The sequence below is a fragment of the Agrobacterium sp. AGB01 genome (genome assembly GCF_014851585.1).
Lineage (GTDB): Bacteria > Pseudomonadota > Alphaproteobacteria > Rhizobiales > Rhizobiaceae > Agrobacterium.
Window position 1 is genome coordinate 22816 of record NZ_JACVAB010000003.1, and the last position, 23862, is coordinate 46677.

Here is a 23862-nt window from a genome sequence, read left to right on the forward strand (position 1 = left end):
ATATCAGGAAAACCCCTGCGCTATTGGGTTTATGTGTATATTCTTACTTGCTAAAAATTGGCGGCAAAAATTAAGATTTTGTAAACCCACCCAACGTCTATTTTGGAACTCGTTAATCTGACAGCCGTTGCCCGATTCACTGTCATAAGATCGGGCACCCATCCGCCCGGTTTGTCTGGGGTCTGGAAGCGGGAGACATGTAATGAACGAGCATTTCACTCGTCGGCAGCAGTCGTCCAAAGATAACAAGAAGAAACCCGCCTCGAAAAAAGGCAAGCAGGACAGGCTGAGTTCCATGCTTATGGAGCTTGAACAGCGCATTGCATTTGACGCAGCAGGCGCTGTTACAATCGACCAGGCTCAAGACCAGCACCCCGCCCAAGATAGTGACGGAACCGATCATCAACAGAGTTCTGATGCCACGGATAGCGATCAGCATGCGCTGGAAAAGGCGCTCGCAGGTTCGACCGAAGCCGCGATCACTGAGATACCGCCGATGGAAGCGGCGTCCAAACAGGTAGTTTTCGTCGACAGTTCCGTAACCCTGCTGCAGGGAATAGACGGCGACTTCGAGGTTGTGGTTCTCGAAGCTGGCCGCGATGGCGTCAAACAGCTGGCAGAAGCACTCTCCCACATGAAGGATGTGGAAACAGTCCACATCATTTCCCATGGTGACGAAGGTCGACTTTATCTCGGCTCAGCGGAACTGACGATTGAATCGATGGCTGGCGATTATGCAGACGAGTTGCAAAGCCTGAAGTCCTATCTGACCGATGACGCCGATATCCTGATTTATGGTTGCGATTTCGCACGTGGTGAGCTCGGTCAGAATGCTGCCCGCATGATGGGCTACCTGACCGGTGCCGATATTGCCGCATCGACGGATGCGACGGGCAATGCCGCACTCGGTGGCGACTGGGATCTCGAATATCGCACCGGTGAAATCACCGCGAGCGTGTTGCCCACCATGGACGCGCAGCGCGAATATGCTGAACTGCTGAACGTGCAGGCCAGTGTTGGTAATGGTGCACTTCTCGTTGTCTCCGGTCGCACACTCTACAGCGTCGATGTTGTGACCGGCAAAGCGACAGCCATCACGACGGCACCTGCCACGATTGGCGGAGTCAGCTTGAGCGACACGCTGAATTCGCTGGCGGTCGATCAGGCCAATGGCCTCATCTATTACACCGACAGTGCCTCCGCAAACGCCAACCGCGCTTTGTTCGCCTATGACTTCATCAACAATACCCACATCCTGATCGACAATGATCTGACCAATAACGGCACCGGCCTGAGCATCGTGGTGGGTGAACGAGGTGTTGGTAGCGGTGCTGCAACCTTCTATAATGGTTCACTTTATCTTGGCATCGAGAACATCAACGCCAATGGTGACGACCAGATCTGGCGGATCACCTTCAGCGGCAACGGCCGCACCATAGCCTCGGCATCAACCTTCGGCGCAGCGATCACCACCAGCAATGACTGGGGTGATTTTGCCATTGATACGACCAACAATTATCTGCTCAGCCTCAATGGTGCAGCAGCGACCATCACGCGTTACAACCTCGCAACCGGTGCGATTGTCGGTTCCTACGCCAACCCCAGTGGCACCACTCTGGTTCAGGGTGGCGGCGACATCAATGGCAATACCTATCTGGTCGGCGCATCGCTGCAGCAAATCAACGTCACGACCGGTGCGGCTATTGGCTCTGCCATAGCAATCACCACCAATGGCACAACGCCAATCGGCACCATTTCCGATGGTGCACGCTGGGTGCCGCCGACCGGCACGATTGGTGATCAGGTCTATGATGACAACAACCTCAACGGCACATTCGACAGCGGTGACGTTGGCATTGCCAATGTTACCGTACAACTGATCGATGACGTCAATGGCAACGGTGTCGCGGATGCCGGTGAACGTGTTCTTGCCACCGACACCACGGGCGCTGACGGAAGATACCTGTTCACCGGGGTTCTGCCCGGCCAATATGTCGTGCGTGTTACCGATACGGCTGGTGTACTCGGCGGGGCTGTTGCAACCAAAGCAATCACCCAATCCGCAGCACTGACATTGATTGGCGGCGCCAACCTTGCTGCCGATTTCGGTTATGATGCACAGGCGCCTGTTGTCGACCTCAATTCCGGCACGACGCCAACGCAGATCATCACCAACGGTGGCACGCCCGGCACGACCGGCTGGACGGTGACCGGAACTGCCGGCGGCATTGCCAATGACGGCTATGCCTGGACCCTTAATGGCGGTACCGGCACCCTGACGCAGGCCAACATTACCGGTTGGCGCGATGGATTGGCGCCTTCCGGTGCCGCGCAGCTGACATTTGATGTTGGCTGGAGCAACAATCTCCTTCTTGGGATTTCCAATGACAACAACACGCCAGCGACACTGGATGTCACCATTGGCGGCGTGCTCTACGCCCGAGTAACCACAGGCACATTGAATGGCACGCCAAATACGGCGACCATCACTTACTTTAATGGTGCGAGCGGTTCACCGTCCACGGTTGCCGCCTCCGCCGCCGGAACCACAGCCTGGACCCGCACCGGTGTTACCATCAACCTGCCATCCACTGTCGCGGCAACCGGTGATCTGGTCTTCAGTTACTCCGCCGCCGGCGGTTTGCTGACCCCAAGCACGGACGACATTTTCATCGACAATGTCAGCGCGTTCAGAAACGTCGATACGGTTGCTGGCGTCAATTACACCACGACCTATACTGAAAATGGCGCCGGTGTTTCGATTGCATCCACCACAGCTGGCGTCCTTGCCGATGTGCGTGACTTCGACAGCACCACCATGCGCTCGGCCACCATCGTTCTGACCAATGCGCAGGCGGGTGATCTCCTGAGTGTCGGCACCCTGCCCTCCGGCATTACCGGGTCTATCGATACAACGGTTGCTGGCCAGATCACCGTCAATCTGACGGGAACTGCAACAAAGGCAAACTATGCCGCGGCAATCCGTGCCATCACCTTTTCCAACAGCGGCGATAATCCTGGTACAACTGCGCGCGTCATCAATGTCACGGTCAATGATGGTGGCCTGTCATCAGCCGTTGCCGTGTCAACAATTAACGTCATTGCAGTTAATGACGCCCCCGTAAACACGTTACCAGCGTCCGGCTGGACGACGAATGAGGATACCAGTTTCGCTCTGTCTGGCCTGTCCATTGCCGATGTGGATGCTGGCACAGGCAACATGACAGTAACACTGAACGTAGCGACCGGTGCTATCACTGCAATTTCAGGCGGAAGCGTGACAGTTACCGGTTCCGGCACAACAACGATTACCTTGACCGGTACTCTTGCCAATATCAACGCCTATCTCGCGTCTGCGGCAGCACCCGTTTACGTTCCAGTCGCTGATGCCAATGGCGCCGTCACTTTGACGATGACCACCAACGACAATGGCAACACCGGCACTGGTGGCGCTCTGACCGACATCGATGTCCGCACCATCACCATCATCCCTGTCAATGATGCGCCAGTGCTTGATCTTGATGGTTCCTCAGCCGGTACGGGTTATTCTATCGGTTACACGGAAAACGGCAGCGGCGTTGCCATTGCCGCCAATAACAACTCGGTCATCGACGTCGACAATGCCAATATGGCATCCGCCACGATCGTGATTACCAATGGCCAGGCAGGCGACATTCTGGCCGCCACAGGCACATTGCCGACTGGTATTACAGCCAGCTACAATGCCACGACCTTCACACTGACATTGACCGGTTCTGCTACCAAAGCGGCCTATCAGGCGGCACTGGCGCAAATCCTTTACTCCTCCAGTTCCGACAATCCAACGATCGGCGGAACGGCAACCGGACGCACGATCAGCGTTACCGTCAATGACGGCGCACTTGCCTCCAACACCGCCATCACGACGGTCGCTGTCACTGCCGTCAACGATGCGCCGGTCAACACGCTGCCAGCATCTGGCTGGACCACCAATGAAGATACGAATGTCGCGCTGAGCGGACTTTCGATCCTCGACCTTGATGCCGTAAATGGCACGATGACCGTCACGCTTGGTGTATCCTCGGGCACGATCACCGCGACCTCAGGCTGCAGTGTCACAGTGTCGGGATCTGGAACCGCAACGCTGACACTGTCCGGCACGCTGACCAATATAAACGCCTATCTGGCATCCGCCTCCGCACCAATCTATGTGCCTGTGCCGGATGCAAATGGCGCCATCACCTTGACGATGACGACCAATGACAACGGCAACACCGGTACCGGTGGTGCGTTGACCGATATCGATATCCGCACGATCACCATTATTCCCGTCAACGATCCGCCGATCCTTGACCTTGATACTGGCAGCACCGGCACTGGGTATTCGACCACCTACACGGAAAAGGGCGCCAGTGTAGCCATTACCGGCGCATCGGCCCTGATCACCGATGTCGACAATACCAATATGAGTTCGTTGACGGTGGTGATTACCAATGGCCAAGCGGGCGACTTGCTGGCCTTGAGCAGCACCATTCCTGGCATCACAGCCAGCTACAACGCCGCCACCTTCACGCTGACACTGACCGGTTCGGCAACCAAGGCCGATTACCAGACGGCATTGCAGGCCGTCCGTTACTCCACGACATCGGACAACCCCTCCACCATTGGCCGCACGATCAACGTCGTAACCAATGATGGTGCCGCCAACTCCAATACCGCCGTAGCGACCGTCAATGTCATCGCCGTCAACGATGCACCGGTCAACACGCTGCCCACTGGTCCTGTTACGCTGCAGGAAGATGTGCTGACTGCCATCACCGGCCTTTCCGTCACAGACGCAGATTCAACCAATCTGACCGTGACGCTCACCGTGACGAATGGCATTCTTTCGCCATCGACCATTGCAGGAACGGTGACGGGCGTTGGTACCAACACGGTAACCATTTCCGGTACGCAGGCGCAGGTCAACAGCGTACTCGCATCGCTGCGCTATCAAGGCAATCCCGACTATTACGGCTCTGATACGCTAACGATGGTGACATCGGATGGCTCGCTGACCGACACAGACACGCTTGCCATCTCGGTCACGCCAGTCGCAGACATCGTTGATGATACAGTGACCACCAACGAAGACACGCCTATCACCTTCAACGTGATAACCGGCACCAACGGCGCGTCTGCCGATAACTTCGAAAACCCCAACCGTGCAATCACCTCGGTCACCCAACCACCGGCTGGCCAGGGTAGTGTCACCTTCAGTGCCGATGGCACGATTACCTATACACCGACCGCCAATTTCAACGGCCAGACCACGTTCACCTACACAGTCACATCAGGTGGTGTGACCGAAGTAGCAACGGTCACCGTCAATGTGGCCGCCGTCAATGACGCGCCGGTCAACACATTGCCCGCCTCTGGCTGGACCACGAATGAAGATACAAATGTTGCCCTGACGGGCCTGTCGGTTGCCGACGTTGATGCTGGTACGGGTGCGATAACCGTGCAGCTGTCTGTGACGTCAGGCACCCTGACGGCAACATCGGGCAATGGCGTGGTCATTTCAGGTTCAGGCAGCACAATCACGCTGACTGGTACTCTCGCCAGTATCAACGCCTATCTCGCCTCTTCGGCCGCGCCGATCTACGTGCCGGTTGCCAACGCCAATGGCAGCGTGACGCTGACCATGACCACGAATGATGGCGGCAACACCGGATCCGGCGGCCCGCTGACCGACATCGACACGCGGCCGATCACCATCAATGCTGTCAACGACGCCCCGGTCAATACGCTGCCTGCCAGCTATACAATCCCTGAAGACACGCCGCTAGGCCTGACAGATATACAGATCAGTGATGTCGATGCCGGAAATGGTACGATGACTGTGACGCTTGGCGTCAATTCCGGCATCCTGACCGCTAGTGCCGCAGGTGGCGTTACCGTCTCGGGTTCCGGCACCGGCACGATTATCCTAAGTGGCACTCTTGCCAATATCAACGCCTTCCTGGCCAGCGCTTCCCGGCCAAGCTTTACTCCAGTTGCTGATTTCAACGGCAATGTCACGTTGACCATGACTACCAATGACGGTGGCAATACGGGCGCTGGCGGAGCCCTGACCGATGTCGATACATCAATCATCACCGTCACTCCGGTCAATGACGCACCGATCCTGGATCTCGACGCCTCCGGTGCCGGCACCGGCTTTACCACAAGCTATACCGAAAATGGCGCGGGCATTGCGATTGTTGATACCGACGTCCTAATTGTCGATGTCGACAATACCAATATGGCTTCGGCGACGATCATTATCACCAACGCTGTTGCGGGCGACACTTTGTCTATTGCTGGCACTTTGCCGTCGGGTATCACGTTCAGCTACAACGCGGCCACCGCGACCCTGACGTTGACGGGTTTCGCAACCAAGGCCGACTACCAGACAGCCCTGCAGCAAATCCGTTATTCCTCAACGTCAGACGATCCCGGCTCAACTGCGCGTATCATCAACATTTCCGTCAATGACGGCACGGTGAATTCGAATGTCGCGCTTGCAACCGTCTCGGTCACTCCTGTCAATGACCCACCGGTAAACACCCTTCCGGGCAGCTATACGATGCTGGAAGATGGCACACTTTCCCTGAGTGGCCTGTCGGTTCTCGATCCCGATGCCGGTACATCGACAATGACCGTGACACTCAGCGTCAACTCCGGCAGCATCGCCGCTACAAGTGCAGGCGGTGTCACCGTGTCCGGTTCCGGCACCGGAACCATTACGCTGACCGGTACGCTTTCGAGCATCAATGCCTATCTCCAGGCGGGTGCCAGCCAGCCGGTTTACTCGCCGGTTGCGGATTTTAACGGCACCGTGACGCTGACCATGACCAGCAGTGACGGTTCGCTGACGGATACCGACAGCCGCACGATCACCGTCACCCCGGTCGTCGATATATTTGACGATGCGGTCACCACCAATGAAGACACCGCAGCAACGATCGACGTCAATGCCAACGACAACTTCGAGAATGCCGCCCATCAGATCACCGCCATCAATGGCACGTCGATCGTCGCCAATGGCGTGGTGACTGTGGCAAATGGCAGCGTGCGGCTCAATGCGAATGGCACGCTGACCTTTATTCCGACCGCAAATTATAACGGCCAGACCTCCTTCACCTACACCGTCACATCAGGCGGCGTCACCGAGACTGCAAACGTTGTTGTCACGGTCACGCCGGTCAATGATGCTCCGGTCAACACCGTACCGGGTGCCCAGACGACGGCAGAAGATTCACCTTTGGCCATCGGTGGCGTCAACGTCAGTGACGTCGATGGTGATACGCTCACCACCACTGTGAGTGTCACCAATGGTTCGCTGTCCGTCACCGCAGGTGGTGGTTCCACGATTAGCAACAACGGCACAGGCGCGGTGACGATTGCCGGCACAGCCGCGCAGATCAATGCTGCACTTGCAGGCCTCTCCTACACGCCAACCGCCGACTATAATGGCGCGGCGCAGCTGACAGTCGTCACTTCTGACGGCACGCTGACAGATACGGATAGCATTGCAATTACCGTTACGCCGGTTGCCGATATCGCCAATGACGTGGTGACCACCAATGAAGACACGGCAATCACGATAGATGTCAACGCCAATGACACCTTCGAGAACTCTGGGCACACCATCACAGCGATCAATGGTACGGCAGTTGCCGTCAACGGCACGGTTACCGTCGCCAATGGTACTGCGCGCCTGAATGCCAACGGCACGATCACCTTCACTCCAACCGCAAACTATAACGGCCAGACCAGCTTTACCTACACCGTGACGTCGGGCGGGGTCACTGAAACCGCGACAGTCACCGTCAACGTCACGGCGGTCAATGATGCGCCCGTAAACACAGTCCCCGGTACCCAGACGATTGCGGAAGATGGCACGATCACTTTCTCCGTCGCGGGCGGTAACGCGATTTCGGTTGCCGATGTCGACAACGGCACACTGACTGTCACGCTCACCGTCACCAACGGTACCTTCTCGCTATCCGGCATCAGCGGACTGACCTTCACTGCGGGTGATGGCACCTCCGACGCCACGATGACCTTCAGTGGGACCACCGCTGCCATCAATGCGGCACTGGCCGGGGCTACCTATGTGCCGACCCGGGACTATAATGGTTCGGCGCAGATCACGCTCACCACATCGGACGGCTCATTGTCGGATGTGGATACCATCAATGTAACGATCACCGCAGTTGCCGATATTGCCAATGATTCCGTCTCAACTGACGAGGATATGCCGGTAACAATCGCGGTTCTTGCCAATGATACTTTCGACAATCCCGGTCGCGCGATTACCGCGATCAATGGCACGGCCATTACCACAGGAGGAACGGTCGCCGTCAGCAATGGAACGGTGCAGCTGACATCCGGCGGGCAGCTGATTTTCACACCAACCCTCGACTATAATGGCGTGACCACCTTTACCTACACTGTCACATCCGGTGGCGTGACGGAAACCGCGACGGTGACTGTTGCTGTCGCGTCGGTCAACACGCCACCCATCAATACCATCCCGAGCACCTACACCACGCTGGAAGACACAGCACTCGGCTTGACTGGTCTGTCGATCGCTGATGCCGATGCCGGCAATGGCATTGTAACGGTGACGCTTTCTGTCAACAGCGGCATTCTCACCGCATCCAACACTGGCGGGGTTACCGTTCAAAACAGTGGCAGTGGCGAGATTGTGCTGTCCGGCACCATCACGGCCATCAACGCCAATCTCTCGGGCGCGTCTCGCCCCAGCTTCACACCCGTCGCAAACTCGGTCGCAGCCGTCACGCTGACCATGACAACCAACGACATGGGCAACACTGGTGGCCCTGCCCTGACAGATATCGACACGTCGACGATCTCGATCACTCCGGTCAACGATGCCCCATCCGGTGGCGACAAGACAATCACCTTGCTGGAAGACGGCAGCTACACCTTTGCCGCTGCCGATTTTGGCTTCACGGATCCGAACGATTCACCCGCCAACACACTCTCAGCAGTGATCATCAGCACTCTGCCAAGCAATGGCGTTCTATCCCTCGGCGGCGTGCCTGTTACCGCTGGTCAGGTCATCAGTGCGGCCAATATCGGCAGCCTGACATTCACCCCAACCGCCAATGCCAATGGCGCAGCGCTTGCGTCCTTCACCTTCCAGGTGCGGGATAATGGCGGTACCGCCAATGGTGGCGTCGATACGGACCCGACACCGAACACGATCACCTTCAACGTCACAGCGGTCAACGATGCGCCGGTCAACACCCTGCCCGGCAGTTTTGCGACCAATGAAGATATAGCGCTTACACTGACCGGACTTGCCATATCGGATGTGGATGCCGGCAATAGCAATGTCACTGTCACTTTGTCGGTTGGTTCCGGCACACTGTCTGCCGCCACTGGCGGCAGCGTCACAGTGACTGGATCGGGCACCGGAACCATTACGCTCACCGGCACCGTGACCAACATCAATACCTTCCTCGCAGGAACGTCGCGTCCGCTTTACACGCCAGTCGCCAATGCCAATGGCTCGGTGACCTTGACCATGGTCACCAACGACAATGGCAATACCGGCATTGGTGGGCCGTTGTCGGATACCGACACAGCAACGATCTTCATCGCCACCGTCAATGATGCGCCGGTTGGTGCTGACGCCGCCATCAGCCTCAACGAAGACACGGTATTTTCGGGCACCCTGCCCGTCGCGACCGATGTCGATGGCGATACGCTGAGTTACTCAGCGGGTTCGCTTGCGCCTGCCCATGGTGTTGTCACCATCAACAGCAACGGTACCTACATCTATACGCCCGCCGCCAACTTCAACGGCACGGACACATTCAGATATCGCGTCAGTGATGGAACGGTGTCGGTCGAATATACCGTCACGGTCACCGTCAACGCGGTCAATGACGCACCGGTGGCCATCAATGATACTGCCCAGACGCTTGCCAACAGCAATGTCTCGACCAACGTACTGACCAATGACACCGACGTTGATGGCGACACATTGATTGTTTCTCAGGTCAACGGTGTCGTCGGCAATGTCGGCATGGCTGTTGCTGGTTCCAATGGCGGCACTTTCACCATCGGTGCCAACGGCGCAGCAATCTTCAATCCTGGAAGTGCCTTTGTCGATCTCGCCGCCGGACAGACCCGCACGAGCTCCGTCACCTATCAGGTTTCTGATGGCAATGGCGGCACGGCGACGGCGACATTCACCGTTACCGTTACCGGCATCAATGATGCACCGGTTTCTACCCCGATTGCCAATCAGAGCTCAAATGATACGCAGGTGATATCGCTCAATGTGTCGGGCAATTTCAGCGATCCGGATGCTGGTGACAGCCTGACCTTTACCGCGACCGGCCTGCCTCCCGGCCTGACGATCAGTGCGGCAGGCGTCATCACGGGCACCATCAACCGCAGTGCCAGCGTCAACGGCCCCTATTCGGTGACGATCACCGCCACTGACCGCGCCGGTGCGCAGGCAACCCGCAGCTTCACATGGGCAGTTGCCAATCCGGCCCCTATTGCCGGAGATGACAATTTCGCCACCACGGAAAACGCCGCCATCAGCGGCTCGGTCTTCACCAATGACAGCGATCCGGACGGCGATCCGATCAGTGTTTCTGCAGTCGGCGGCAACAGTGCCGCGGTCGGTGCGGCGGTCAATGGTTCGAATGGCGGCACCTTCATCATCAATGCCGATGGCACTTATGCCTTCAACCCCGGTACGAGCTTCGACAATCTGGCCGCAGGCCAGACGCGTGTAACGTCGGTCACCTACACGATATCAGATGGTCAGGGTGGCACGGCCACCGCAACCGTGACAGTGACGGTAACGGGCGAAAACGATGCACCGATTGCCGGAAACGATAGCTTCACCACAAATGAAGACACGCCCGTCATCATCAATGTGCTTGCCAACGATTCCGATATTGATGGCGGCACGCTCACCATCACCGCCATCAACGATACGGTTGTCTCGGCTGGCAATTCTGTCAACGTGACGGGTGGCAGGGTTACACTGAATGCCAACGGCACACTGACCTTCACACCAACCGCTGACTACAACGGCACGCCGAGCTTTACCTACACCGTATCCGATGGTCAGGGCGGTTCAACCACAGCAACCGTCAACGGCACGGTCAACGCCGTTCAGGATCCGCCAGTTGCTGTCGATGACACCTTCACCTCCCTTGAAGACACAGCCGTCACCATCAATGTTCGTGCCAATGACTATGATGTCGATGGCGACCCGCTGACCATCACCCAGATTAACGGTCTGGCGATTGTAACGGGTGGTTCCGTCGCCGTGACCGGTGGCACGGTAACCCTCAATACCAATGGCACGCTGACCTTCAACCCGACGGCCAACTACAACGGCAATCCAAGCTTCACCTATACGATATCAGATGGTCAGGGCGGCACGGCAACAGCCACCGTCAACGGCACAGTCACGCCAGTGCAGGACCCACCAATTGCGACGGGCGATACATTCACCACGCTGGAGGATACGCCAACGACGATCGCGGTCTTGGCCAATGACAGCGATCCGGATGGTGACCCACTCACCATCATCCAAATCAACGGCACAGCGATTTCCAGCGGCGCAACCGTCGCAGTGACCGGTGGTACCATCACACTCAATGCCAATGGCACGCTGACCTTCAATCCGACCGCCAATTATAATGGCAGCACCAGCTTCACCTACACGATCTCCGATGGGCAGGGCGGCACGGCGACGGCCACCGTCAATGGCACCATCACTCCGGTCAATGACGCACCTGTCGCCGTAGACGACACTTTCACAACCCTTGAAGACACCGCAACCACCATCAATGTTCGTGGCAATGACAGCGACGTCGATGGTGACGCACTGACCATCACCCAAATCAATGGGACGGCCATTGTCACTGGCGCAACCGTTTCGGTCACTGGCGGCACCGTCACGCTGAATGCCAATGGCACGCTAACCTTTACGCCTACACCCAATTACAACGGCAATCCAAGCTTTACCTACACCATCTCGGACGGCAATGGTGGCACAGCCACCGCAACTGTTAATGGCACAGTAACCCCGATCAACGACGCGCCTGTTGCCGTCAACGATACATTCACAACGCCTGAAGACACCGCAATTACATTCGATGTTCGCAGCAATGACAGTGATGCGGATGGCGATGCGCTGACGGTAACAGCCATTAATGGCACCGCCATTACAACCGGTCAGTCGGTGGCAATCACCGGGGGTACGGTGCGGCTCGATGCCGACGGTCGTCTGAGCTTCACCCCGAATGCCAATTATCACGGGCCGATCAATTTCACCTACACCGTGTCAGACGGAACGGCCTTTGCAAACGCAACAGTCAGCGGCACAGTGACACCGGTCAACGATGCACCGACCTCATCCGACATCAGCATTTCCACACAGGAAGACACGCCTTTTAACGGCACGCTGGTCGCAACCGATGTCGACGGCGACGCCGTTACCTTCTCGCTGGGCACGACCACACCGGCCCACGGCACTGTCACCATCAACGCCAATGGCACCTATATCTACACACCATCGGCCAATTATAACGGCACCGACCGGTTCAGTTTTGTTGTGACCGACCCAAGCGGTGCGCGCAACGAATACACCGTCACAATCACGGTTACTGACGTCAACGACAACCCGGTCGGCACACCAATACCAAACCGGTCGGCCAATGACGGCGCAGTGGTCAATTTTGACGTCTCAACCTTCTTCTCAGATGTCGACGGCGATACGCTGACCTATTCGCAGACGGGCCTGCCATCCGGCCTCAGCATCAGTGCTGCGGGCCTCATTACCGGCACGATCGACCGGAATGCCAGCCAGGGCGTCAATAACGGCGTCTATACCGTGACCATCAGCGTGTCGGACGGCAATGGTGGCACGGCACAACAGACATTTTCGATTGCCGTATCGAACCCGGCACCTATCGCCGTCAATGATGTCGCGACGACGCTTGAAGATACTGCCATCATCATCAACGTGCTGGCCAATGATAGCGACCCAGATGGCGATCCGCTTTCCGTCATCTCTGCAACCGCTGCGCATGGCACAGTGACCATTCTTGCAGACGGTGAAATTTCCTATCTGCCATCAGCCAATTACAACGGCACAGACATCATTACCTACACGATTTCGGATGGTAATGGCGGGACCGCGACTGCAACGGTCACAGTCACCATCACTCCGGTCAACGACGATCCGGTTGGCACTCCGATTGCCGATCGCACCCGCAATGACGGTGCAACGGATAGCCTTGATCTGTCGGCTTTCTTCTCCGATCCGGAAGGCGGCGTTCTGACCTATCAGATTGATCCGGATTTCCCGCTGCCGCCCGGCCTGTTGTTGAGTGGCTCCGTCATCAGCGGCCAGATCTCATCCGACGCCTCTGGTCCAACCGGTGAAAAAAGCTATCGTATTCGGGTCATTGCAAGCGATCCGGATGGGGGATCAACCGTTGTTGAATTCACTTATACGGTCCTGAATATTCCACCTATCGCCAGAGACGACACCGTCACCACCAACGAAGACACGTCGGTCGACATCAATGTTCTGGCCAATGATAGCGATCCAGACGGCGACCTGACCGAAGTCATTCGCGTCAACAATGTCGTTCTGCAACCAAACGGCGCTTCAGTCGCCACCACCAATGGCTTTGTCCAACTGATTGAAAACCCTGACGGCAGCCAGTTCCTGCGCTTCACGCCCAGTCCCAATTATAACGGACGCGAAAGCTTCAGCTACTCCATCTCCGACGGCAATGGTGGTGTTTCCACGGCAACCGTCACAGTCACTGTGGTTGCGGTCAATGACCCGCCGACGCCAACCCAACCAATTCCCGATCGCGTGCGCGCTGACGGCCAGAGCTTCACCTATAACGTCTCGGATTTCTTCACCGACCCGGATGGCGACCCTCTGTCCTTCACAATTTCCGGCCTGCCGGTAGGCCTGCAATATAACCCGGCGACCGGGTTGATCTCAGGTGTCATCGACAAGAATGCCAGCCAGGGCGGCCCAAACAACAATGGTGTGTACATCATTTCGATTATTGCCAATGATGGCACGACATCCATTCCGGCTCAGACATTCGAACTGACCGTCACCAATCCGGCTCCAACAGCCAATAATGATGTCATTTCCACCAATGAAGACACCCCGGTCGTCATCGAACCGCTTGCCAATGATAGCGACCCTGACGGCGACCCGCTGACGATTGTTACTGCCCGTGCCGGTGTTGGCACCGTCACTATCAATCCCAACGGCACGCTGACCTATGTGCCAGCCCTCAACTTTAATGGTGTGGACACCATTTCCTATACCATTTCCGATGGCAATGGCGGCGTCTCGACAGCGACAGTTCGTGTTACTGTCAATGCTGTCAATGATGACCCAACCTCCAGCCCGATCCCGGACCAGTATGATAGCGACAGCCAGTTTGTCGACTACGATGTCAGCCATTATTTCAGCGATGTTGACGGTGATACGCTGACATTCACGGCAACAAATCTTCCTCCAGGCCTCACCATGGATGCAGCTGGCCGGATTACCGGACGATTGGCCCCGAATGCGTCTGACACCGGCCCCTATCAGGCGGTAATCACCGCATCAGATGGCAATGGCGGAACAACGACCCGCACCGTGACGTGGATCGTTACCAACCTGCCTCCTCAGGCCTTCCATGACACGCTGATCGTCGACGAAAACACCTCCGGTGGCGGCAATGTGCTGGACAACGATCTTGACCCGGACGGCGATGACCTGACCGTCGATCAGGTGGAAGGATCCAGTGCCAATGTCGGCGTCGCAGTTGCCGGTTCCAATGGCGGCACCTTCACCATCAATGCCGATGGCACCTATACATTTGACCCCGGCACAGACTTCGCGGACATGTCGGAAGGTGACGCACCACGCTTCACCTCCATAACCTACCGCGTGACCGACGGCACGAATGTCGATACCGCAACGATTACGGTCACCGTCAACGGTGTCAACAACGACCCGACGGCAAACATCATCCCGGACTATACTCGTGCCGATGGCCAGTCGCTGACCGACCATCCCTTGCATCTGGGCGCATTTTTCCAGGACATCGACGCCAATGACACGCTGACATTCAGCCAGACGGGTTTGCCCGATACGTTGACGATGGCAACAGACGGCACGATCACCGGTATCCTGTCGAGTGATGCAAGCCAGGGCGGTCCGAACGGTGATGGTATTTACACCGTTGTTGTCACGGCCAACGACGGTAAGGGCGGCACTATCAGCCAGACCTTCACCTTTACCGCCACAAATCCGGCACCGATTGCCGAAAATGACACCGTTGTCACAGGCGAAGATCAACCCGTTACCTTCAATCCAATCACCGGTGCCGGTACGACCAGTGGTGACGATGGCATTGATTTCGACCCAGATGGCGATACGATCATCATCGATCCCGCCTTCCCGCCCGTTGCGGGTAACGGCACCGTTGTCGTCAATCCAAACGGCACGCTGACCTACACGCCAAACGCCAACTACAACGGCTCCGACACGATTGTTTATCGTATTACCGACGGACAGGGCGGCTTCAGCACCGGCATCATTACCGTGTTCGTTGACGCGGAAAATGACCCACCGATTGCCTCACCAATCGCCGATATGTCGCGTAACGATGGTGAAGCGATCAGCTTCAACGTTTCGGGTAATTTTGTTGATCCAGAGGGCCAGCCACTAAGCTACACTGCGACAGGTCTGCCACCCGGCCTCTCAATCAACGCGACCACAGGCATCATTTCGGGCACTATCGACGCCGATGCATCTGGCCCGACAGGTCTGCGCGACTATGTCGTGCGGGTCACAGCCACAGATCCGGATGGCGGCAGCGCTTCTGTCGACTTCACCTATACCATCAAGAATGTCGCTCCGAACGCCGAGAACGATCAGGTCACCACGGATGAAGACACACCAGTCGAGATCGACATTCTCGCCAATGATACCGATCCCGATGGAGACACCGATACGGTTATTCTCGTTGAAGGTGTGAACCTGACGGTTGGCGGACCCGCCGTGATGACCAGCAATGGCTCAGTCCAGCTCGTTCTCAACGCCAGCGGAAAAGAAGTACTGCGCTTTACCCCGAACCCCAACTTCAACGGAACGGAGTCCTTTACCTACACAATCAGCGACCGCAATGGTGGTAGCGATACCGCAACCGTGACCGTCACCGTCAACCCGGTCAATGACCCACCGGTGGCAACGCCTATTCCTGACCGGACACAGGTCGACAGCTCCGATTTCAGCCTGGATGTGCGCCCCTATTTCACCGACGTCGATGGCCAGGTATTGACCATCACGGTTTCTGGTCTTCCGCCTGAGCTTACCTTCGATCCTGCCACCGGTCTCATCACCGGCAGACTTGATGCTGACGCGTCGAAGGACAGTCCCTATACCATCACGGTCAGGGCAAGTGACGGCATTGCGCAGGCCAGCAGCACCTTTACCCTGACGGTGACCAACCCTGCCCCGAATGCAGCCAATGATGTGGTCAACACATTGGAAGACACAGTAGCCAATTTCAACCCGATTACGGGAGCCGGTACGTTGAGTGGTGCCGATGGAATTGATAGCGACCCCGATGGCGACCCGCTGACCATTACCCAGATCAACGGGCAATCCATCACCGTTGGCCAAACCGTTATTGTTGCAGGCGGTAGTGTCAGACTGAACGATGCCCTTGGTAATCTTACCTTCACGCCAACATTGAATTTCAATGGCACGGTTGGATTTACCTACCGGATCAGTGACGGCAATGGCGGCTTCTCCGATGCCTCGGTGACGCTGAATATTGCCGCAGTCAATGACACGCCGATCATCGACCTGAATGGTCCCGGCAGCAGCGGCAGCGACAATTCGGTCACCTTCACCGAAGGCGATGGCCCGGTCCGTCTTGTTTCGCCGGATGCTATTGTTTCCGATGTCGAAAATGGCATTGTTTCGCTTGATGTCAGCCTCTCCGGCTTCCTCAATTCGGGCACTGAAATCATCCATCTGAACGGCTCTGCCGACATCATTTTTGGCACGGCGTCCAGCGGCATGATTGCGTTTGGCGGCACGACATTTGTCTATCAGTATGATGGTGCCAATTCGGTGCATTTCGAAAATGCGGCCGGTGCGTCTGTTCCCATGCCGAATGCGGCCGCAAGTGCCCTGCTGCGCGCTTTGCAGTATGAAAACCGCAACGCCAATCTGACCGCTGGCGACCGCACCCTGACGATCTCCATTACCGACAACGGCGGCGAAACCAGTGCAGCCAGCGTCACGGTCAGCGTGGGTGCCATCAACAACCCACCGGTCGCTGTCGATGACACAGCCATCACGGGTGAAAACACCGCAATCACCAATGGCACAAGTGTGCTTGCCAACGACAGTGATGCCGAAGGCGCAACATTGACCGTGATCGCGGTGGGCTCCGGCAACGCAGGCCAGCCGATCACCGGTTCGGCTGGCGGTACCTTCGTCATCAATGCTGACGGTACCTATAGCTTCAATCCCAACACCGACTTTGATGATCTGCAGGAAGGCCAGACACGCACGACAAGTGTCAGCTACACAATCTCCGACGGAGCAGGTGGTACTGCCACGGCAACACTGACCATCACCGTAACGGGTGAAAATGATGCACCGTCCGGCGGCAGCTTCACCTTGAATGCCATCGAGGATCAGACTTCGAGCGGCTTCCTGCCGGTAACTGATGTCGACGACGACAATCTGATCTATGCCGTGCTCGCCCAGCCTGCCAACGGTACGGTAACGATCGGGGTAGATGGCCGTTACACCTTTGTTCCTAAAGCCAATTTCTCAGGCCCGGATTCCTTCACCTACACCGTCAATGACGGCAAAACGACCGTGACCTTCACGGTGACTGTCAATGTCGCCAATGTGGAAGACCCACCGACAGGTGAAATCCCCAACCAGTCCTTCAACGATGCCGACCGTGTGACGCTGGATATCTCGCAGTTCTTCACGGATGCGGATGGCGACACACTGAGCTTCAATGAAATCGGCCTGCCCGCCGGACTGGAAATGAGCGCTGAAGGTGTTATCACCGGCATACTTACGCGAAATGCGTCGCAAGTGGATGGCGGCGTCTACGTGATTACCGTCACTGTGAGTGACGGCCAGCAAGAGATCACCCGCGACTTCACCATCACTGTTTCAAACCCGGCGCCGATTGCCCGTAACGATGCGATCACGACGGAAGAAAATACGCCAGCGAGCGGTTCGGTCTTTGCCGACAACGGCTTTGGCGCAGACAGTGATCCGGATGGCGATGTCATTACCGTTTCAGCCGTCAACGGCAATGCTGCCGGCGTTGGAACCAGTGTAACAGGTAGTGCCGGCGGCAGCTTCAATATTGCAGCCAATGGCAACTATACCTTCACGCCAAGCACCGACTTCGACAATCTGGCCGCTGGCCAAACCCGCACGACAAGTGTGACCTACACCATATCCGATGGTGAGGGTGGCACGTCGACAGCCACCTTTACCGTGACCGTGACCGGCACAAATGACGCGCCGGTTGGTCGAGGCGACACGATCAGTGTTGTCGAAGATACGCCTTACAACGGCACTCTGCCTGTCGCATTCGATGCGGAAGGCCAGACACTGACCTACGCGGTAGGCACTGGGCCAACCAACGGCCGTCTTGTCGTCAATATCGATGGCACTTACACCTATACGCCCAATCCGAATTTCGCGGGTGGCGACAGCTTCATCTACACGGTGAGCGACGGCACCGCGACGGTGCAATATACCGTGGTCGTCAATGTCTGTGCGATCAATGATGCCCCGACCCTTGGCAATGACAGTTTCACCGTTGATGAGGATGGCACTGTCACAGTCGATGTGCTTGCCAACGACAGCGATGCCGACGGCGATACGCTGACCATCACCGCTATCGACGGCAAACCCATTGTTCAGGGCGGTAGTGTCACCGTTACTGGCGGCACGATCCGGCTGAATGCAAATGGCACGCTGACCTTTACAGGTGCCGCAAACTTCAACGGCCCGCTGACCTTCACCTATACGGTGTCGGATGGCACCACCACGGCGACAGCCACTGTTACCGGCCAGGTCAACGCAATCAATGACTCGCCGATTGCCGTCGATGATGTGGCACAAACTGACGAAAACACGCCAATTGGCGGTAATGTCATCATCGGTAGTGACAGCGATCCCGATGGCGACACGTTGACGGTTATCAGTGTTGGCACCGGCCCCAATGGTGTGGGCGCGACACTCACCGGCAGCAATGGTGGCAGTTTCGTCATTCTCGCCGATGGTTCGTACCGTTTTGATCCGGGCGCAGCCTTCCAGGACCTGCAAGCCGGTGAAAGCCGCGCAACCTCGATCAGCTACACGATCTCGGACGGCAATGGCGGCACAGCGACCGCGACGCTGACGATAACGGTTACGGGCGTCAATGACGCACCAGTCGCACCAGCACTGCCACCGCGTGCCAATCTCGACGGCACAGTGATCAACCTTGATCTTGGCAGCCTGTTCTCCGATGTCGATGGCGACACCTTGACGTATACGATTGGCGGCCTGCCGACCGGCCTGATCTACAATCAGGCAACGGCTGTAATCACTGGCACGATATCACCGTCCGCTTCCGGCCCAACCGGCACGCGTGCCTTCTCGGTTACCGTCACGGCAAATGACGGCAACGGTGGAACCGTCCAGCGCAACTTCATCTGGACCGTAACCAACCCAATTCCGCAGGCGCAGGATGATGCGTTCTCCATCAATGAAGGCCAAACGCTGACCGGAAATGTTCTGGCCAACAATGGAAACGGTGCAGACACCGACGACGATGTGCTGACAGTATCCGTGGTCAACAATCCGGCCAACGGCACGCTGACACTAAACAGCGATGGCAGCTTTACCTATCAGCCCAATGCATTCTTTAATGGTTCCGACAGCTTCACCTACCGTGTTGCCGATGGAAATAGCGGGTTTGACACGGCAACCGTCACCATCCAGATTGCCGCAGTCAATGATGCGCCAGTCGTCAACAACGACACATTTGCCATTGATGAAGATGGCAGTGTCACCATTGACGTCCTTGCCAATGACAGCGACCCGGACAATGACCCGCTGACGATCACTGCCATTAACGGGCAGGCGATTACAGCAGGCAATACGGTTTCGGTCACCGGCGGCACCGTCACGCTCAATGCCAATGGCACGCTGACATTCACCGCGACGCCAAACTACAATGGCAGCCCGTCCTTCAGCTACACCGTCACTGACGGCACCGTCAGCCGTGATGGAACGGTATCCGGCACCGTGCGGGCCATCAATGATGCCCCAGTCAACACCCTGCCCGGCAGCTTTACAGGCACGGAAGACACCAATTTGCCTTTGACGGGCATTGCTGTCACTGACGTCGATGCGGGCAATGCTCCCATCACCGTCACTCTGACCGTCAATTCCGGCGCACTGCTTGGCGTTTCGGCCAATGGCGTTACCGTCACCGGTAACGGTTTCCCTGTCCTTACCCTCACCGGTACGGTCAACAACATCAATGCCTGGCTTTCCGGTCCAAACGCGCCTGTTTATCGCCCTGTGACCAACAGCAGTGCATCGGTCACGCTGACCATGACAACGAATGATGGTGGCAACACCGGTGCAGGTGGTGCGCTGACAGCAACCAGTACCGCAACTATCATCATCGACCCGGTCAATGACGCTCCTGTCGCCGTCGATCAGCTGGTCACGACCCCTGAGGATACGCCGGTTGCCGGCACAATAGTCGCATCTGATGTCGACGGTGACGCGCTGACCTATACGATCTCAACCCAGCCAGCGAATGGCCGTGTCACGATTGATGCGATGGGCCGGTACCTCTACACGCCAGCCACCAACTTCAATGGCACAGATGTGTTTGTCGTCACTGTGAGTGATGGTCATGGCGGCACAGCAACGGCAACGGTAACCGTCAGTGTCGCACCGATCAATGATGCACCTGTCGGTTCTGACGGTGCGGTCACCGTCACCGAAGACATCGTGTTCAACGGCCAGTTGCCGGAAGCCATCGATCCCGAAGGTCAGGCTGTCCTTTATGCCGTCGGCACACCGCCAATGCACGGTACACTGACCATCAATCCCGATGGCAGCTACAGCTACCGCCCTGCCAGCAACTACAATGGCAATGACAGCTTCACCTACACAGTGAGTGACGGTGTCGCGACAAGCACCTATATGATCTCGATCACCATTACGGCGGTCAATGATGCGCCTGTCGGTTCCGATCTGCAGATTTTGGTGGCCAATGGCGCAACAGCAACCGGCAGTCTGCCGCCAGCGATAGATCCGGAAGGTTCCGATGTTACCTATGCGCTGGATGGTTTCACGCCTGGCGCCACGGTGATCGTCAACGAGGATGGCACCTATAGCTACACGCCAGCGCCGGGCTTTAGCGGCACCGATACCTTTACCTACTCGGTGAGCGATGGCTCGATCTCCTCAGTCTACACGGTCACGGTGACCGTTGGTGCAGCCAACCAGCCACCTGTCGCAGTCGATGCCACAGTGGCGACCAACGAAGACCAGCCGCTATCAGGCAGATTGCCTATCGCAATCGACCCCGAAGGTGGCACCGTCACCTATTCGCTCGGCCGTGATGCGCTGAACGGTTCGGTTATCGTCAACCGGGACGGCACCTACACCTACACACCAAACCCGAACTTCTACGGCACTGATAGCTTCACCTATATTGCAAGCGACGGCACGGCATCGTCCGTTCGCACGATCACCATCAATGTCGCGGAAGTGAATGATGCACCGGTCGGCTCGGACACCAGCATCGCAGTCACGGAAGATATTCCAGCCAGCGGCATGCTGCCGCGCGCCATTGATCCAGAGGGCCAAACCGTTATCTATGGCCTTGGCGATATCAGACCAGCGCACGGATCCGTCATCATCAATGCCGATGGCAGCTATACCTACACGCCAAATGCAAACTTCAACGGCACGGATAGCTTCACCTACACCGTGTCCGATGGCGATGCGACCAACACCTACACGGTCAGTGTCACCGTCAGTGCGGTAAATGATGCGCCGATCGGTCGTGACGATCTCGTTTCCGTCAATGAAAACGCAATCTACAATGGCCGGCTGCCAACCGCGACCGATCCGGATGGCGACACTGTATTCTACGGCCTTGGTAGCCAGGCAAACAACGGTTTTGTCACCATCAATCCCGATGGCACCTACACCTACACTCCAAATGAAAACTTCAATGGCACCGACACATTTACCTACACGGTGAGCGATGGTCAGCTGGAACGGACATACACCGTTACAGTCCTGGTCAATACGCCCAATGAACCACCGGTTTCCTCTGATACCTCCATCTCGGTTACCGAGGGAACGGTCATATCGGGCAACCTGCCTGCGGCCACCGATCCTGAAGGCCAGCCAATTACCTACGGTCTTGGTTCCGGTCCACAGCACGGCACGGTTACGATCAACGCGGATGGTACCTACAGCTATACACCGGCCAGTGGTTACAACGGCGCCGACAGCTTTACCTTCACGATTAGCGATGGCGTCAATACCGTAACCTATACCGTGACGGTGAACGTCCTTGAGGCGGGAGGACCACGTCCACCGCTCGAAGTTGATCCGCCTGCCCCAATTTCGGCAGAGCCAACCGACCCATGGCAGCCGCCATCTGTGTCGGAAAGCATCCCGTCTGGTTCTGCCCTGACAGATTCCATCATGGAGGACTTGAATGGCATTGCTGATCTGACAGCGCAGGGTCCGATCCTAAATGTCGTCAATTCGATCCGCTCTCTCAACGGTATCGGATCGCTGCCAGACCAGGGCGCCATCTTGCACGCGGTCCGCCAGATCGGCGACTGGCAGGCAAGTGACCGGATCATTGATGAAATCGCCGCCGGTTTCTTCAAGGGCGGTTCCAACATCCATCTTTCAGGAGAAGGTAACGAAAGCACCTGGTTCCAGGTCGATACAATGTTCTACAAGGATTATCTCTACATCATGCCGTCCTCGGCCGGGAACGTGGAAAATGCCAATTTTGGCGTGACGCTTGCCGATGGCAAGCCATTGCCGGACTGGCTGAAACCGACTCGTCAGGGCCTTGTTATCGGACGTCCGCCAGCAGGTCTGCCATCGATCGATTTGCGCATCTATGGTAACTCAGCAGATGGTGTCATCTCCGATACCATGCGCATCGACCTGCACACCGGCACGATCCTCGATCACGTCAGTGACCGGCGAACAGACCTCGGCCCGGCGATGTTCTCTGACCATCTGTTTGCCGCGGCAAACCTGCATGGCGACGACATCTCGGTGTTGAGCCAGGCGCTCGAGAGCTGGAACGAGCTGCCACAACGGTAAGGTGGCTCGCTTCAGACTGGGTGATCGGTAAAGGGAGAAGCCCGGAAGAACCGCGGACGTAGCGTTGGAAATCAGCCAACGCTATCGCGTCGCCCCGTAACCGTGCTGATCGTGACGCCGCAGGTCAATGTGATGGATGGGAGAGGGAGACATCACGCAGTACGCCCGACAATCGCTATCCGGTCAAAACGCCGGGGAAGTCCAAGTCACTGAGCGTACCGCTCCGATGTGTCATAAGAAAACGTTTGAAGCCTCGTTGAGTTCCCCCAAACCGTCCATGTCCCCCGGCTTTCACCTCATTACAACAAGGAGAAAACTTGATTTGTCAGTCCCAGTGCATGACCATGTCCGGGCTGAACGACCGTTAAAGAGGAGATAGACGGATGAAGCAGAAACTTTTG

The 23862-nt window shown here is 56.9% G+C and carries 1 protein-coding gene; it reads left to right on the forward strand.

Features of this window, described 5'->3' with window-relative positions:
* Positions 1 to 202 precede the first annotated feature (202 nt).
* Positions 203 to 23461: an Ig-like domain-containing protein gene (locus IB237_RS12040; RefSeq protein WP_192488923.1), complete on the forward strand. Its 23259-nt coding sequence runs from the start codon at positions 203 to 205 to the stop codon at positions 23459 to 23461.
* The last annotated feature ends 401 nt before the right edge of the window (positions 23462 to 23862 follow it).